A 15,286-nucleotide genomic window follows, 5' to 3' on the forward strand; every position below is an offset into this window, starting at 1 on the left:
TAACCCCTAAATCAGTACAAGAAGATAAGTCTGATACATTTCCTCCTTATAAATATAACCTTTTAATAATCCTCAATAACTGTATTTCCAAAAATATCCTTTTTGATAATTTTTCTATGACCATCACTACTTTCAATTATTTCGTTCCCAAAAATATCTTTTTTAATGGTTGTTCTATTGCCTTTGTCATCTTCGATAATGGTATTTCCAAAAATATCCTTTTTGATAATTTTTCTATGACCATCACTACTTTCAATTATTTCGTTCCCAAAAATATCTTTTTTAATGGTTGTTCTATTGCCTTTGTCATCTTCGATAATGGTATTTCCAAAGATATCTTTTTTAATCGTCTTTCTATTACCTTTATTGTCTCGAATGATAGTATTTCCAAAAATATCCTCTTCGATAGTCTTTCTATTACCTTTATCATCGCGAATGATGGTATTTCCAAAAATATCCTCTTCGATAGTCTTTCTATTACCTTTATCATCGCGAATGGTGATATTCCCAAAAATATCTTTTTCAATAGTCTTTCTATTGCCCTTATCATCACGAATGGTAATATTTCCAAAAATATCCTCTTCAATGGTCTTTCTATTGCCTTTATCATCACGAATAGTGATATTCCCAAAAATATCCTTTTCAATGGTCTTCCTATTGCCTTTATCATCACGAATGATGATATTTCCAAAGATATCCTTTTCGACAGTCTTTCTCCCTTGATTAACTCCCGAATACTCATAATTGTCTTCAATAAGATTTGCACCATAGCTCTTTATTATATAAGGAGCCAAAATAAATTGGGTAGCAAATAGGATAAATAAAATCTTTTTCATGGGTTTTTCTTTTGGTTTATAACAAAAGTAACGCAGGAAAATCATAAAAAACTAGTGAATACTATAATTGTCGATAGGGAAAAGCCTAAAATAAAGAATTAAACACAGTACCTATTGTACCATACCATAATGCGGGAATTGACGAGAGCACCCAGCAGGAACAATAGATTTCTCTTCTAAATAAAGAATAAAGCAGGTATTCAGACTGAGCCGAATATTCTCAAATTTTCAAGTGGTCCCCCGAAACGGTCTCCGTAAAAAATAAGCCCTTGAAAGTGCTTGACTCTCAAGGGCTTTAAAGTGATAGTTGAGGTTCCTGGCGAACCTCTTTTTCTTTATTTTCCTTATTTATTAGATAAAACATTATCTTCATAAACTACTGAAAAACAACAAATTATTTATCACACAAAGAAAATAGAATAAAATAAGATAAAAGTTTGTAGTACCAATGTAGTACCAAATCAAAAAGAATCTCTATCTTTGTAGTACCAACTTATAAAAGTAAAAATATGGGTGCAACATTCATTTTGAGAACTGACAAAAGCGAAGGATATGCAACCTTATACGCTCGCATACAAAACAGGGTTCCAAAGATTAACATTCGAGTATCTACCGGATTAGAGGTTGATATAAAAGAGTGGAACAAATCTTTAACAGGAGCCAAAGCTCTAACAGCTTTCAGGACAGGCAAAGGAAAAGAACTTTACCTTAAACTAGACGCTATTTCATCAACGATTGACGCACTAATAAAAAATGGTGTAGCCATAACTTCCAACATGGCTAAAGAGCGTATACATGAAATAGTATATGCTGAACAGATAGCAGCCGAAAAAGAACGAGCAGAAGCCGAAGCTAAAGCCCTAGAAGAAGAACAGGCTACCAACTTCAACGACTTCATAGCACAATTCATTCACGAATGCGAAACAGGAAAACGGAAAAAGAAGGGAGGAACTACAAATATATCTCCTGGAACAATCAAAAGCTACAAAGGCTTTCAATCCCAGTTTAAAGCGTATCAGGAAACAAGGCTAAAGGTTATTGATTTTGAGGATCTGACAATAGAGTTTTATAATGACTTTCGATCATTCCTCACAGATAAGGAATATTCCCCTAATACTATTGCCCGGATGGTGAAGATATGCAAAACAATCTGTTATGCAGCCGAACAGCTTAAACTAATGGATGCGGCAAACGTCCGGTTTGGTTTTGATGTGATCTATAAAGATGTTGATAATGTCTACTTGACTGAAGAACGAATACAGGAACTTTATGAGTACGATTTATCCAATCGTCCGGCATGGGAAAAGATAAAAGATGTGTTTGTAGTCGGCTGTCTGACCGGGCAACGAGTAAGTGATTATAAGCGCATCAATTCAAAAATGATAGTTACCCTTACCGATGGCAATAAGTACATCAAACTTAAACAGGAAAAGACCGGAAATATCGTTTATATTCCTCTTGATTATCGGGTTGCAGCTATCCTTGACAAATATAACGGTACACTTCCCAAAGTCTACGACCAAAAGATAAACGACCATATCAAAGAGATTGGAGAGGCTTTAGGATGGACGGAAATAGTAGAGTTGGACGAACAACGGGGAGCAATGGAGTATACAGCAAAGAAACGTTTCTGCGACCTTCTTAAAACTCATACCTGCCGAAGAAGCTTAGCAACCAATATGTATAAAGCCGGGGCTTCATTAAGTTCTATTATGGCTATCACTGGACACAACAGCGAGCAGCAACTAAAGACGTACCTTAAACTGGATGAATCGGAAAAGAGCATGCTAGCAGCTAAAGAGAATTATTTCACGAAATTACGAATAGCAAAATAATCAATCATGGAAAATTGGAAAGAACAATACAATCAGCTAGAATGTGAGTGGAAGAAATATTATAAGGATGATTTTGCAGAAGTTTATAAATACTTATTAGAAGATAATATATCAATTGACGAAGCAATAATCAAGATAGGAGCTAATTATAATGCAGAAGATATATCAAACCTCAAGAGATGCGATGAGATATTGGCTCAAGGCACCAAATTAGTAATGGATAATTCAGAAGAGCTAATTAATGAAGGAAACGCAATTATGTACGATCTGATCTTAGCATTATCTAATGAAAAAATTAAAAAGACATTATTTTTTGAAAATCTAAAAAAAGAAGATGAAAGTTTTGATGATCTGTTTATGTCGAATAACTATAAATGCGAATATGGACTTTACACATATTACAGAAAGCTAAAAGAGCATAAGCTAGACGTTTTTTTAGGAACAGAAGATTTTAAGAACATAATAGAGACATTAAATAAAGTCTGTATATTTATAAAAGAGAATAATCAACATCCTATTAAAATTCAAAACCAACTCATTGAACTAATAACATTATATATTGGAATGAGGCTTGAATATCATTTAATTATAGTATTACAAGGTTTAATAGAATGGACAGAAAAAATATATGAAAATAATAATGAGCCCGAAAAAGAAAACGCATTTGAGTTACATACCTGGATTTTAAAACAAGCAACCCGGTTGTACTATAGTTATTATCTTTCCTGCAGTAATCAAATTGAGAATGATTTTGATGTTTTCTTCTTTTCTACAATGATCGGGAGATATATTAAAGAACATAGTGATGAATATTCAATAGAAGCAATAGAAAACATCATTGATGATAACAACATTCCTAAAATCGACAAAACATTAATAAGAAAAATCTATAACAAATGCAACAATAATCAATGGAATAGTATCCCTATAGATGATTTTATCAGATTACTTAATTGTGACAATTCAAGAACTCTATCTATTAAAAAAGATGAGTTTAATAGGACAAAAGTTGTATTTAAGAATATAGCCAACAGCATAAAAGATAAAGGAAGTCGCAAAAAATGGATCGAATTTATTAAAAAAGAAGTCTTCAATAATGTAGATTTTATGAAAGCTACATTGAGAACCGATACAAGCTGCGAAGGATATAGCCAAATCGATATAAATTTTAGCAGTTTTATAGCCGATTTAGGAGTTTCCCCCAATAAATAAAAAACGCCCCAATAAACTCCCCAATAAATATTTCAGAAGCGCATTGATAATCAACATTTTATCAATGCGTTTTTTTTTATATTCCCCAATAAATCCCAATTTCTCCCCAATGTATCTTCGCAGTTGAAGATTAGGACGTGCACACCCTGCCTTCATAACAATTAAAAAGTATAAGTTATGAAAGAATTAAATGCAACCCAGCAAGCTATAATTATGAGTTTCTTTGATCCATTTGTAGATGTGATTGTAGATAGTCGCCCCTTAGAATGTGCTTTTACGCCTAATAATCAACATATTAATATATAAATTGCTTTGATATATCTGCAAGTTTTTGTATCTTTATGGTTGAAAACTTGCAGATTATTATGATAAACAAGACCACCCCTCAGCCCTCCTTGTTCAGCTCTTTGACAGACCAGCTGAATCCCAGGCATCCCTTATACCTGCTTGCCAATAAGATAGACTGGCGCCGTTTTGAAGAAGCTTTCTCCCCGCTATACTGTGCCGTCAACGGTCGTCCGGCCAAACCCATCCGCCTGATGTGCGGACTTCTGATTCTTAAGCACGTGCGTAACCTGTCCGATGAATCGGTTGTTGAACAATGGAGCGAGAATGCTTATTACCAGTACTTTTGCGGTATGTTGGAATTCACGCCTTCCTATCCCTGCAATGCAAGCGAACTGGTACACTTCCGTAAGCGTGTCGGAGAAAATGGCATGGAACTGATTCTGTCAGAAAGTATCCGCGTCAATCAGGAGGACGACGGCCCGGACCATCACTGCACGGCCTTCATCGATTCCACGGTACAGGAAAAGAACGTGACTTATCCCACGGATGCGAAGTTGCATAAAAAGATAGTCCGCAAAGTGTTGTCTGTCGTAAAATCCTTAGGGCTTCCTTTGCGCCAGAGCTATACCTTTGTCCTCAAGAAGATCTACCGTGACCAGCGTTTCCGTAACCACCCCAAGAACCGTGGCAAGGCCCTGAAAGCGGACAAGCGGCTGCGCACCATTGCGGGAAGGCTTGTCAGGGAACTGAGGCGCAACCTGAAAGAAAACCACGGCTACGACTCCCTGCTCGACCTCTTTGAGCGGGTGCTTTCACAGAAGCGCAATTCTCCCGGGAAAATCTATTCCCTGCATGAACCGGAGGTGCAGTGTATCAGCAAGGGGAAAGAACATAAGAAATACGAGTTCGGCAACAAGGTTTCAATCGTCCGCTCAATTACCGGTGTCATACTGGGTGCCAAGTCTTTCCGGAATGAATATGACGGGCATACCATTGAAGAATCCCTCAGGCAGGTGGAACGCATTACCGGAAAGAAGATCAGGAAGTTGGCCGGGGACAGGGGGTACAGAGGAAAGAAAGAGGTGGGCGGCACCGGGATACTGATACCCGATGTTCCAAACAGGAAAGACAGTTATTACACACGCAAGAAGAAACATAAGCTATTCTGCAAGCGTGCAGGAATAGAGCCGACTATCGGGCATTTGAAATCAGACTTTCGTTTAGGACGCAACTTTTATAAAGGTGTGTTCGGGGATGTTGTCAATCTGCTCTTAGCCGCAGCAGCGTACAACTTCAAAAGAGCCATGAGGGTTCTTTGGCTACTTGTTGAAAAAATCTGCGGGACACTGTTTTCTTGCAATATCCCGCAGATGAGTACTTTTTAAGGGACGACTAGATAGAGTTTCAGAAAGAATATTGTCTGTAACTGCTAAGAAAGAACCAAAGTTCTACACTCGAAAAGAAGCCGCTGAAATCCTTCATGTCACCTTACCAACATTGGCGAGAATAACAAAAGACGGACTTCTTATCTCCAAGCGTGTAGGTAGTAGAATCCTGTATGAAGCGGATGCTATTGATGAGGCAGTAAAAAAGCAGGTCGTATTCAAATATCGGAGGGCGTGACTATGAAAGAAAAGAAAAAGGCAGCCTCCACGACCGCCAATCTCCAACATAGATCCGGAAACAAAGATAGCAAATCATCTCGAATAATTCAACAGGTACGATCTATTTTCTTATCTGGTCGGAAAGTAACAGCAAAAGAAATCAACGCTGAAACAAATTCGAATGATGCTAGACGTGTAATCTCCACCCTCCGTAATGATGAAGGTTGGGACATTAAAGACGTTCGTCTGGACGATAGAAGAAAACTATACTGGTTAGAGCCAGATAAACGGCAAATGTCTATTGATTGGGAGGTTAATGGCAATGAGTGAAGCAATAAAACAGATTGTTAGCGAATTTGAAAAGCCTGTGATTGAGATTCCATCCGATATAATGGATGCTATTCAATGTAGCCGCCTGGACTTATCACAAAATATACCCGATCCGCAAATGCTCGTATCAAAAGGAAACCTACCTGTATGTACCCGGGGAAATTTTTCTTTCGTTATTGGTTTACCCGGTGCAAGAAAGAGTTTTCTATGTTCTGGTATTGCCGGGGCGTTCCTGAATGAAAACGGGTGTATGGGATTAGACAACCCGAACGGATCTGGAAAGTTACTTTGGATTGATACGGAGCAAGCACCGGGGCACGTGGCGAAGATCGGCCGGAGACTACACCGCATTGCAGGGCTTCCAACTAACATCAATTCAGATAATATCATTATTCACATGTTGAGAGAGTATCAGCCGCCAATAAGACATAAAATTTTTTATGCGTGCATGAATCTATATCATCCTGATTTTGTCGTTCTTGATGGAGTTAGTGATCTAATAGCCGATCCCAACAGTTCGGAGCAATCAACGTCTGTAATTAATGATTTGATGGCTTTTACAAAAGAATATGATTGCCACGTTCTGACAGTCATTCACGCCAATGTAGGAAGTGAAAAAGCCCGGGGACATCTTGGATCGGAAGCTTTGCGGAAGTGCGAAACAGCAATTTTTGCGGAGGCTAAAGGAGATGTAACGTTATGCAAATGGGCTAAAACTAGAGATATGCGACCGATGGACTTTGCATTTATGGTTTTGGAAGGGCTTCCCGTTGAGGCTGAATACATACCCATTGAAGCAAAAACGGATAAACTACAACAGACACTATCAAGTATCATGCCTCAATATCCGGCAACTATAACCTATTCGGATTTAAGACAGAAACTAATGTTACATCTTGGGGTGAAAGAAAGCGCTTCCGAAAAGAATATAAAGAAAGCGGTAGAGAATGGATATATTATCAAAAATCAGGTAGGCTGTTATTACCTGCCAAAGATTGAAAAAGCTAATGATACACTACCATTTTAATAACCGTTACCGTACCGTACTTTTCTACCGTACTCATCACCCCTTCTATAGAAGGGGGTGAATACGGTTAATACGGTGTACGGCAAAAATACGGTAAAAATACGGTTATTAATACGGTGCTATAAAATTTAAAGATTTTGATTTATGAGTGAACATACATATCACCTACAAAAATACGCAGGAACGAGTACCCGCCACACCTGCCCGCAATGCGGACATAAAGGAGAATTTACTTATTATGTTGATGAAAGGAATGTTCCTATTGATGAATCGTGCGGACGTTGCAACCGGGAACGTTGCGGCTATCATCTGACACCTTCGGAATATTTCAAGGCACACCCGGCCGATAAACGAAATGAGTTTACCACATGGAAACAGCCGGAACCACCTAAAGCAATTCCCATATCTTATCTACCTTCTTCGTTGTTGGCAACAGATACACACCGAGACAGAAACAATCTATTCCAGTTTATGTCTAAAGAGTTCGGAGATGTTGAGGCAAACCGGGTGTTTGATCTCTACCATGTCGGGACATCTCGCCACTGGAGAAACAATGACGGATTATCTACCACCTTTCCACAGATTAACGAAAAAGGCAAATTATGCCAACTAAAGGTTATGGCTTATAATCCCAATACGGGAAAACGGATGAAAAAACAAGACCGGGCGGAGATGTGGAGCGATAAGGCGCAAAAGTATATTCCAGATACTCGACCGATGGATAAGATTTGGTTTGCCGGGAAAACGCTTCTCAAAAACTATGAGGCTAATCTTCAGCAAACATTCTTCGGTTGCCATTTAATAAAAACCTCATCCCGGATAGGAATTGTTGAAAGTGAGAAATCAGCCCTTATATGCTCTATTTTGATGCCCGAAATCACTTGGATAGCATCAGGAGGCTGTAACGGATGCAAATGGACGGAAACAGCCGTTTTCAAGCCGTTATCAGGCAAAAGAGTAGTTTTATATCCTGATAGTGGAATGTTGGCAAAATGGGAAGAAAAAGCCGAAATATTGCACAGCGCCGGAATAGATGTAACAGTTAGCCGGATATGTGAAGGACTACCGAATAACTGGGACGTGGCGGACGTTCTTCTTCGGGAACGACATACACAGAAAGGTATGAATATTGGTGAAATAATGGCTTATGCCAAAGAAATAGGAGTTTCCCGGCAAATAACATATAACGTTTGAGTATGGAAATAGAAATAATATACGGGCAAGTGATAGCGAAAGCAAATAACTATCAAGCCGTACCGGGCAAAGACGGTCAGAAACGGATCATCAAAAACGACCGGATCAGGGAGTATGAGAAATCCTTCTGCCTACAATGCAAGAAGTATCGAGGAAAGCGCATTTCCGGTCGTTTCAAGCTATTTATTCGTGTATGGCATGGGAATATTCGCTTCGATCTGGATAATGCCTTAAAAACGATCCTTGATTGCTTGCAAATGGTGGAGGCTATTACAAATGACAGCCTTTGTTTTGAGATTCATGCGGAGAAACGGATAGACCGACGGAATCCGAGAGTAGAGTTTGGTATGGAAGAGATAAACGAGCAAAAAAATATATTCAGCCAAAATAAAGCGAGCGAAAATCACTTTCATCTGTCAGATGAGCAAGAGTACCCAAAAGAGTAAATTATCATTTTCGCTCACCTTAAAATGAGCGAGAGCAACATTTAAAAGTTATGGAAGCAATTAAAGAATTAAAGAAAGAGTTTATTAAGAACAAAGAGCGATTTATCCAAATCGGATATAATCCCCAAACTGAAGTTTACTTATACAAGCGTATATTTCCAGGAGGAGCAATCGTTTATGAAGTGTTCAAACGCAAGATAAATAAACGGTTTAACTGTGTTAGCTATCCCGGTAACAACGCCTTTGGTTATTGGGCTTTGACATTCCCCAAATATGAGCAAGCGAGATATTATTTAGATAATGGGTTTATAAAACCCTCGTAAGTTTATTTTTAAAAGAATCATTTAAACAAATGCCCATTAAACGAGGAAAAGTATTATCAGATAGGTGTTTGTCTAATCGTTGCAAAAGAATTAGAGAACAAATATTTTATTAACCAATTTAATTTTTTAGGTCATGAAACAAGAAACATTTTTCGGAGTAAGAAAAGATAGTGAAAAACATCTTTATGTGAGAAGATGTGACAACAACGAAGTCCTTATCACTAAAACAGTAAACGGGGAATCCATAACAGAAGAGAACACCGTACACCTAAATGCGGAAGAAGCCCGTAAACTGGGGATTCAGTTGCTAAAATTAGGTAGTGAAGAACTGCCTAAATCTGGAATAGATCTTAAAACGGAATCTTTCGTGGACAAAATCACGGTATACAGAGGAATAAACCCGGACGAAACACCGGCCAACCTCGCAGTTATCACCATTGATGAAAGTGATGAAGCCAGACAAGTAAGGGAAGATAGCGGAGAGGAGCCCGGCTTTTCCATTGAAGGCGAAGAACTGGAAAAACTCATTTCCGCACTGGCAAAGATTGTATAACCGATACCGGGTAGGTCTGCTTCGGATGGTCTACCCGGTATAAATAAAAAATATGCTATGACAAGAGATGAATTATATATCAATAACACAAAAGCCGATCTTAACAAGACGGATATTACTTTGAGCTACAAGAGTAACCTGCTAACCGATATTAGTAAAATTATAAGTAATAGGAGTTATACGATCAGGTTGCCGAAAACGGCAAAGAATCTGGCTTTGATTGAGTGCGCACATCTTCCCAGTTCAACAAGCCGTTATCCGTACCTAAAGCATAAAGGAACATTATTGCGAAATGGTGTTAAAATGATTAAAAATGCCAATGTAGTACTACTAGAAACTGGCGAGACAATAGAGGTTGCTCTTACATGGGGAAACGTCACAAACTTTGCCAGTATAGTAAACGATGGCAAGAAGCTAACGGATATTACACACGGGACAGTGGAAGGTGTGGACTGGGTAATATGGAGTAATAAGGGAAGCAATTCAGCACAATTTCCACTTATTGACTACGGTTTTAACTCCGGTGATCCGAACGTGTGGTATCATCCTGTAGTTACTGTGAAATGGATTTTAGACAAGATTCAAGAAGAAAGCGGAGTAACGTTTAATTTCCCTTCTGATAAAAAGACTTTTATAGATAAAATGATTGTTCCTCTTCTAACGAGGAATGATTCACAAAAGATATATGATGCCTACCCAATGACTTTAAAAGTAACAGGGTATGATTCATCAATAATCAAATTTGAAGCTGTAGGAGATAGTACCCAACAGTATGTTAGCACTAATGGGAGCCGGGATATTTACCCGAAATTTGATTCAACATTGAAACTGAAAGGAACAATAGAAGTTTCATACACTTACTCACAGGGGATTGATTATTTAAATACGCCTTTTCAAATCACAGTTTATAGCACACCGACCAAGCAGGAGGAAATAATAAACATATATAAACCGGCTGCATATATAGAACCGCCATATATTCGGCTAGTTTATAGCTTTGACACTTCTGCTACAGTCTATAAAGATGGATATTTTATAATATCAAGTGGAAACGGAAAACAACCGATAAATAGTGTATCAGGGAGTTTATCAGTAACGATAACAGAAAGAGAAGAGGATGTTTTACTAGGTGAGAAATTTCCCCTAGTTCCCAATCTTCCGGACATCAAGCAAATAGACTTCATCAAAGCCGTTGCCTCAATGGTCGGTTTGTTTGCCTTACCGGATGGCGAAAACGGGATCAAGTTTATTCCCTTCGATAATCTGTCTGCAAACAAATCTAAAGCTGTAGACTGGACGAATCGTGTGATAATGGCTTATAATAGCGTAACGCCAAGAAACTTACAGTACACCCTTGATAATATTGCTCAAAACAACTGGTTCCGGTATAAAGAAGATGATAATGTCATGGGAAACTATGACGGAAATATCCAGGTTGATGATGCCACGATTGAGTACGAACGTGATGCCATCACTTTGCCTTTCTCCGCCTGCAGTACAAAAGGAGGCGTTGCTTATATTCCTCTTTATTCTTATAACGAGGAAGGAGAGTTGGAGTATAACAAAACAAATCCCCGGATATTATTGCTTGATGGCACGAAGGGAATATTCAAGGGGCTAGAATGGACTACCTTAATTGCAAATAACTATCAGACGTACAAAGGACTAATCAATAATGCAAAGGTAGTGACCGAGTATATCCGTCTTAACAGTATCGAGTTGCGAGACTTAGAGATGGATATACCGGTTTATTTGGCTCAATATGGTTGTTATCTGGCTATCATAGAGATAACGACCAAAGAGAATGATATATGCGAGTGTAAACTTTTAAAATTGTAATGACATGGAAGAAAATGTAGAAGAAAAGATTCGGAGTATTACCGAACAGGCCAATCAAACTAGAAAAATGCTTTTAGAAGAGTATTTGGGACATTCTATCTCTATGGAGGAGGCTATAAATATGGAAATACCGGACGAAGCTTTGGATCATCTGGGAGATTTGTAATTTAATGATTAAATATAAAATGATTATGACAGAAAAAGATTTATTAAACAACAGAGAAGCCATGAAATTAGCTTTGGCTTTTGATAAGATGGCCAAAGAGTATAAAACTACTATTCAGAAAATAGTAGCAGAAGGCAAACGAGTTACAGAATTAATCCAAAACAACCGGATGGAGGCTGTATCAACATTATCAATGATCGAGAATTTGATAAATGAACATGAGCCGGATTCCGAAAAACGTAAAAAAATGCTTTCACTCCTGGATAATCTGAATATCAAAGGAGATAGCAAAACTTTCCCAGCCCTTGTTATGGCTTTATTTTTTGCAAGTAACGGAGTATTAACCGAAAAATAGAAAAGAGTTATGAAAAATGAAAATACAGTAGAAAAAGTACTAGAGATAAAAGTTCGATATGATGATGCGATCCGGAACATTGCAAAATACCGGGCGGTTATTGATGACTTGAAGAAAGAAGAGGCAGAGTATAAAAAAGCCCTGAAGGACAAGAAAATATCACAAGAGGAGTATAATGCCAAGCTCGTAGAAACAGAAAAAAAGATGATGCACGCTAAAGACGTGGTTCAGACGCTTACTAAAGATGTTAGAAATAATATAAAGATTGAAAAGGAACAGGCAGGTAGTTTAAAGCAGCTCCGGGCGCAATTATCCAATCTTACATCAGAGTATGACAGCCTTTCGGAAGTAGAAAGAAAAACAAGCAGAGGGCAGGAGCTTAAAATCAAGATCAACGGTATAACAGATTCACTCAAAGAAGCGGAAGGAGAAACTCAACGTTTCTACCGAAGTGTCGGAAGCTACGAAGAAGCCATAAAAAACGCTCTGGGAATGAATAACTCTTTTGCTGATTCCTTGTTACGTATGGCAGACAATGCCAAAAGCGGTTCCGGTCTTTTCTCCAATCTAAAAACGGAAGCTTCCGCCTTCGGAAATACCCTAACTTCCCTTTTAAAGAATAAAGTATTTTTAGGCATCGCAGGGATAGCGGGTGCTGGCGTTGTCTTTAAATGGTGGTATGATTACAATAAAGGTTTGGTTGAGGCTACAAAGTTAACAAGGCAATTCACTGATAAATCAGGGGATGATTTGAAGGCTTATCGAAGTGAAGTGCAAGCTCTGGCAGACTATTACGGGAAAGACTTTAAAGAAGTACTTATTTCCGCTAATACGGTATCAAAACAATTTGGTATCACTTCCGAGAAGGCTTTGCAAATAATAAAAGACGGATTTATAGCCGGAGCAGATGCGAATGGCGAATTTCTGGATAGCCTGAAAGAATACCCGGCATATTTCAAAGAGGCTGGAATATCTGCCGATCAGTTTGTAGCCATCATCGCAGAGACCAACAAGCAGGGTATATTCTCCGATAAGGGTATAGATACGATTAAAGAAGCAAATATACGGCTCCGAGAAATGACAGATTCCACTGCCGCAGCATTAGAGGGGATCGGGCTAAATTCGAAGAAAATACAAAAGGAGTTACAAAGCGGGTCTATTACTACTTTTGAGGTTATGCAACTTGTTTCTGATAAATTGAATGAGCTTCCGGAAAGTTCCGCTGCTGTTGGTACTGCCATTGCTGATATATTTGGCGGACCGGGAGAAGATGCAGGTTTGAAGTATATCCGGACACTGAAAGATATTTCTACCAATTTGGATGAAGTGAAAGCTAAGGCCGGAGAGTTAGGACGTGTCGAAGAAGATTTAATTAATTCTCAAACCGAATTAACAAAAGAGATTGCTTTGCTGTTTGATGCTACCGGAGGATCATTTGAGAAAATGACAACTAAGATTAAGCTATTTGTGAACTCCGTTCTTTCAGAACTAATTAAAGAGGTTAGAGGGCTGTTTGATACCGTAGAGACTATATCCAATAGAGAAGAAGCCATTGCAAAACGATTAGGAGAGACTATTGGGACAGACATGGCAAAAAAGAAGTATATTGATATAGAAAAAGCCCGGAAAGAATATATTAAACAGGGAATATCCGACAATGAAGCTTTAGAGAAAGCAAAACAAGATCAACTAAAGATTCTCGAATTATCATTGGCACAAGAGGAAGAATATTTCCAAAAGACTATAGATATAAACGAGAAATACAATAAAGAACTAAAAGATGCTTCAATTATTAGACAAGGACTAGGGTTAGATCGTACTAATAAAGAAATAAATCAGGATATTAGCAAATCTTGGAAAGAGCGAATGAATCAATTATCAGTTGTTGAATCTCTAAGAAAACAAATAAATGATATAACGAATTATGAGCCTACAGGCAAAGCAACGGGGGGTATCACCAGTGCTACCAATATTGAAGCAAAAAAGAAAGAAATTGCCGAATTGAGGAAAGCAGAAGATGAAGCCTTAAAACTGATAAAAGATAGCCGGAAACGTCAAACGGAAGAGATCGAACTACAGTATTCCCGCCAGATAGAGGATCTTAAAAAGCGTATTAAAACGGAGGAGGATTTGACACCTAAAGCAAAAGAGGCCATCAATAAGCAAATCACTTCATTAGAAGCACAAAAACAGCAGGCACTAAAGAAGCTATCCGATGAAGAATTGCAGAAGGAAATTGCCAACCGCCAGAAGCTTATAGAAATACAGCTTGAATATATCAAGAAAGGAAGCGAACAGGAATATCAACTGAAGATGCAGCAATTAATTGCGCAACGGGATTTAGACCTTTCTAATACCGAGCTTACCGAACAGATGAAATTTGCCATCCGTGAAAAATATAATAAGAAAATTGATGATCTTGTAAAACAACATGATGCGGATTTACTAAAAAAGCAACAGGATGCAATGAAACTTCGCTATGAAACCGAGATTGCAAAAGTGTACAATGATGAAACGGAAGTTTATCGTATCAGATTAAAGCAAAGAAAGGAGGAATTAGACGCCATCCAACAAATGGAAGGAGAAAGTATAGAAGCTTTCAATCTTCGTAAGCTGGAGCTTAAAAATGCCTATCTTGATGCAGAAAAAGAACTAGCTGATAAAGAAGTAGAAATCGAAACACAGAAATCAGAAGCTATTGGAAATCTTATTGGTGGAATCTCTTCCTTGTTGGAGTTGGCAGGAGAAACTAATGAAGAAATGGCACGTGCCGCAAAACTATTAGCGATTGCAGAAGTTGCCATAGCGCAGGGAGTAGCTATTGCAAATGCTGTTAAAACGGCTACCAGTTCAAGTGCAACATGGATAGATATGCTTGCAGCCATTGGAACTGTTGTTGGTGCTGTTACTGCTATGATGGGAACTGCTATGAAGTCTATTAAATCCGCCAAGTTTGCAACCGGTGGATTAGTTACCGGGCCGGGAACCGGAACGAGTGATAGCATACCGGCACAACTAAGTAACGGAGAATCGGTAATGACAGCAAGAACCACGGAGTTATTCGCTCCGATCCTTTCCTCATTTAACCAAATGGGAGGCGGTGTTCCGATAAACATCACCGCATCAAGTAATCAGACCATGGGAGAGGATATGTTAGCAAGAGCTGTAGCAAAAGGAGTCCAGATGATGCCTAATCCGGTGGTATCTGTAACTGAAATAAACACAGTTGGAAAACGAGTTGAAGTACTTGAAAACTTAGGTAATTTATAATATATTAA

General features: G+C 38.4%; 15 protein-coding genes and 1 pseudogene. 15 read left to right on the forward strand and 1 reads right to left on the reverse strand.

Going from position 1 to position 15,286, the window contains the following annotated elements; translation table 11 throughout:
• Positions 1-188 precede the first annotated feature (188 nt).
• Positions 189-836, reverse strand: a pseudogene (locus INE92_RS10930) (hypothetical protein); the annotation flags it as partial.
• A gap of 509 nt (positions 837-1,345) precedes the next feature.
• Between INE92_RS10930 and INE92_RS10935 the strand changes: the two are divergent.
• From INE92_RS10935 to INE92_RS11000, 15 genes are all read left to right on the forward strand, one after another.
• A complete protein-coding gene (locus INE92_RS10935; protein ID WP_117515376.1) occupies positions 1,346-2,671 on the forward strand; it encodes a tyrosine-type recombinase/integrase in 1,326 nt (441 codons plus the stop codon).
• 6 nt (positions 2,672-2,677) lie between these two features.
• Positions 2,678-3,883 (forward strand): hypothetical protein, encoded by a 1,206-nt coding sequence (locus INE92_RS10940; RefSeq protein ID WP_117610446.1) that lies wholly within the window; start codon positions 2,678-2,680, stop codon positions 3,881-3,883.
• Between the two features lie 177 nt (positions 3,884-4,060).
• Positions 4,061-4,189, forward strand: a complete 129-nt coding sequence (locus tag INE92_RS27095) for a hypothetical protein (protein ID WP_262893712.1) — start codon at positions 4,061-4,063, stop codon at positions 4,187-4,189.
• Positions 4,190-4,248: 59 nt separating this feature from the next.
• Positions 4,249-5,556 (forward strand): IS5 family transposase, encoded by a 1,308-nt coding sequence (locus INE92_RS10945; protein WP_008771523.1) that lies wholly within the window; start codon positions 4,249-4,251, stop codon positions 5,554-5,556.
• A 31-nt stretch (positions 5,557-5,587) separates the two neighbouring features.
• Positions 5,588-5,794, forward strand: a complete 207-nt coding sequence (locus INE92_RS10950; RefSeq protein ID WP_229097073.1) for a helix-turn-helix domain-containing protein — start codon at positions 5,588-5,590, stop codon at positions 5,792-5,794.
• Between the two features lie 2 nt (positions 5,795-5,796).
• Positions 5,797-6,105, forward strand: a complete 309-nt coding sequence (locus tag INE92_RS10955; RefSeq protein WP_117610444.1) for an AbrB family transcriptional regulator — start codon at positions 5,797-5,799, stop codon at positions 6,103-6,105.
• Entirely contained in the window at positions 6,098-7,132 is a 1,035-nt protein-coding gene (locus INE92_RS10960; protein ID WP_117610464.1) for an AAA family ATPase, read from the forward strand. Before INE92_RS10955 ends, INE92_RS10960 begins: the two co-directional genes overlap by 8 nt.
• Before the next feature lie 144 nt (positions 7,133-7,276).
• A complete protein-coding gene (locus tag INE92_RS10965; protein WP_120144341.1) occupies positions 7,277-8,326 on the forward strand; it encodes a DUF6371 domain-containing protein in 1,050 nt (349 codons plus the stop codon).
• Positions 8,327-8,328: 2 nt separating this feature from the next.
• On the forward strand, positions 8,329-8,772 hold the full coding sequence (locus INE92_RS10970) for a RusA family crossover junction endodeoxyribonuclease (RefSeq protein WP_117610442.1): 444 nt from the start codon (positions 8,329-8,331) through the stop codon (positions 8,770-8,772).
• A 50-nt stretch (positions 8,773-8,822) separates the two neighbouring features.
• Positions 8,823-9,095, forward strand: a complete 273-nt coding sequence (locus tag INE92_RS10975) for a hypothetical protein (protein ID WP_117610441.1) — start codon at positions 8,823-8,825, stop codon at positions 9,093-9,095.
• A 133-nt stretch (positions 9,096-9,228) separates the two neighbouring features.
• Positions 9,229-9,648, forward strand: a complete 420-nt coding sequence (locus INE92_RS10980; protein WP_117610440.1) for a hypothetical protein — start codon at positions 9,229-9,231, stop codon at positions 9,646-9,648.
• 57 nt (positions 9,649-9,705) lie between these two features.
• Positions 9,706-11,487: a hypothetical protein gene (locus INE92_RS10985; protein WP_195436733.1), complete on the forward strand. Its 1,782-nt coding sequence runs from the start codon at positions 9,706-9,708 to the stop codon at positions 11,485-11,487.
• Positions 11,488-11,491: 4 nt separating this feature from the next.
• Positions 11,492-11,653: a hypothetical protein gene (locus tag INE92_RS10990; protein WP_007754900.1), complete on the forward strand. Its 162-nt coding sequence runs from the start codon at positions 11,492-11,494 to the stop codon at positions 11,651-11,653.
• 25 nt (positions 11,654-11,678) lie between these two features.
• Positions 11,679-12,008, forward strand: a complete 330-nt coding sequence (locus tag INE92_RS10995) for a hypothetical protein (RefSeq protein ID WP_117610438.1) — start codon at positions 11,679-11,681, stop codon at positions 12,006-12,008.
• Between the two features lie 9 nt (positions 12,009-12,017).
• On the forward strand, positions 12,018-15,278 hold the full coding sequence (locus tag INE92_RS11000; protein ID WP_195436734.1) for a phage tail tape measure protein: 3,261 nt from the start codon (positions 12,018-12,020) through the stop codon (positions 15,276-15,278).
• Positions 15,279-15,286 lie beyond the last annotated feature (8 nt).

The organism is Bacteroides xylanisolvens, from assembly GCF_018289135.1.
GTDB classification, from domain to species: domain Bacteria; phylum Bacteroidota; class Bacteroidia; order Bacteroidales; family Bacteroidaceae; genus Bacteroides; species Bacteroides xylanisolvens.

What these genes read in the sequence shown, in the direction of transcription:
- INE92_RS10935 (WP_117515376.1), top strand. Translation starts at nt 1,346, where the DNA reads ATGGGTGCAACATTCATTTTGAGAACTGACAAAAGCGAAGGATATGCA.
- INE92_RS10940 (WP_117610446.1), top strand. Translation starts at nt 2,678, where the DNA reads ATGGAAAATTGGAAAGAACAATACAATCAGCTAGAATGTGAGTGGAAG.
- INE92_RS27095 (WP_262893712.1), top strand. Translation starts at nt 4,061, where the DNA reads ATGAAAGAATTAAATGCAACCCAGCAAGCTATAATTATGAGTTTCTTT.
- INE92_RS10945 (WP_008771523.1), top strand. Translation starts at nt 4,249, where the DNA reads ATGATAAACAAGACCACCCCTCAGCCCTCCTTGTTCAGCTCTTTGACA.
- INE92_RS10955 (WP_117610444.1), top strand. Translation starts at nt 5,797, where the DNA reads ATGAAAGAAAAGAAAAAGGCAGCCTCCACGACCGCCAATCTCCAACAT.
- INE92_RS10960 (WP_117610464.1), top strand. Translation starts at nt 6,098, where the DNA reads ATGAGTGAAGCAATAAAACAGATTGTTAGCGAATTTGAAAAGCCTGTG.
- INE92_RS10965 (WP_120144341.1), top strand. Translation starts at nt 7,277, where the DNA reads ATGAGTGAACATACATATCACCTACAAAAATACGCAGGAACGAGTACC.
- INE92_RS10970 (WP_117610442.1), top strand. Translation starts at nt 8,329, where the DNA reads ATGGAAATAGAAATAATATACGGGCAAGTGATAGCGAAAGCAAATAAC.
- INE92_RS10975 (WP_117610441.1), top strand. Translation starts at nt 8,823, where the DNA reads ATGGAAGCAATTAAAGAATTAAAGAAAGAGTTTATTAAGAACAAAGAG.
- INE92_RS10980 (WP_117610440.1), top strand. Translation starts at nt 9,229, where the DNA reads ATGAAACAAGAAACATTTTTCGGAGTAAGAAAAGATAGTGAAAAACAT.
- INE92_RS10985 (WP_195436733.1), top strand. Translation starts at nt 9,706, where the DNA reads ATGACAAGAGATGAATTATATATCAATAACACAAAAGCCGATCTTAAC.
- INE92_RS10990 (WP_007754900.1), top strand. Translation starts at nt 11,492, where the DNA reads ATGGAAGAAAATGTAGAAGAAAAGATTCGGAGTATTACCGAACAGGCC.
- INE92_RS10995 (WP_117610438.1), top strand. Translation starts at nt 11,679, where the DNA reads ATGACAGAAAAAGATTTATTAAACAACAGAGAAGCCATGAAATTAGCT.
- INE92_RS11000 (WP_195436734.1), top strand. Translation starts at nt 12,018, where the DNA reads ATGAAAAATGAAAATACAGTAGAAAAAGTACTAGAGATAAAAGTTCGA.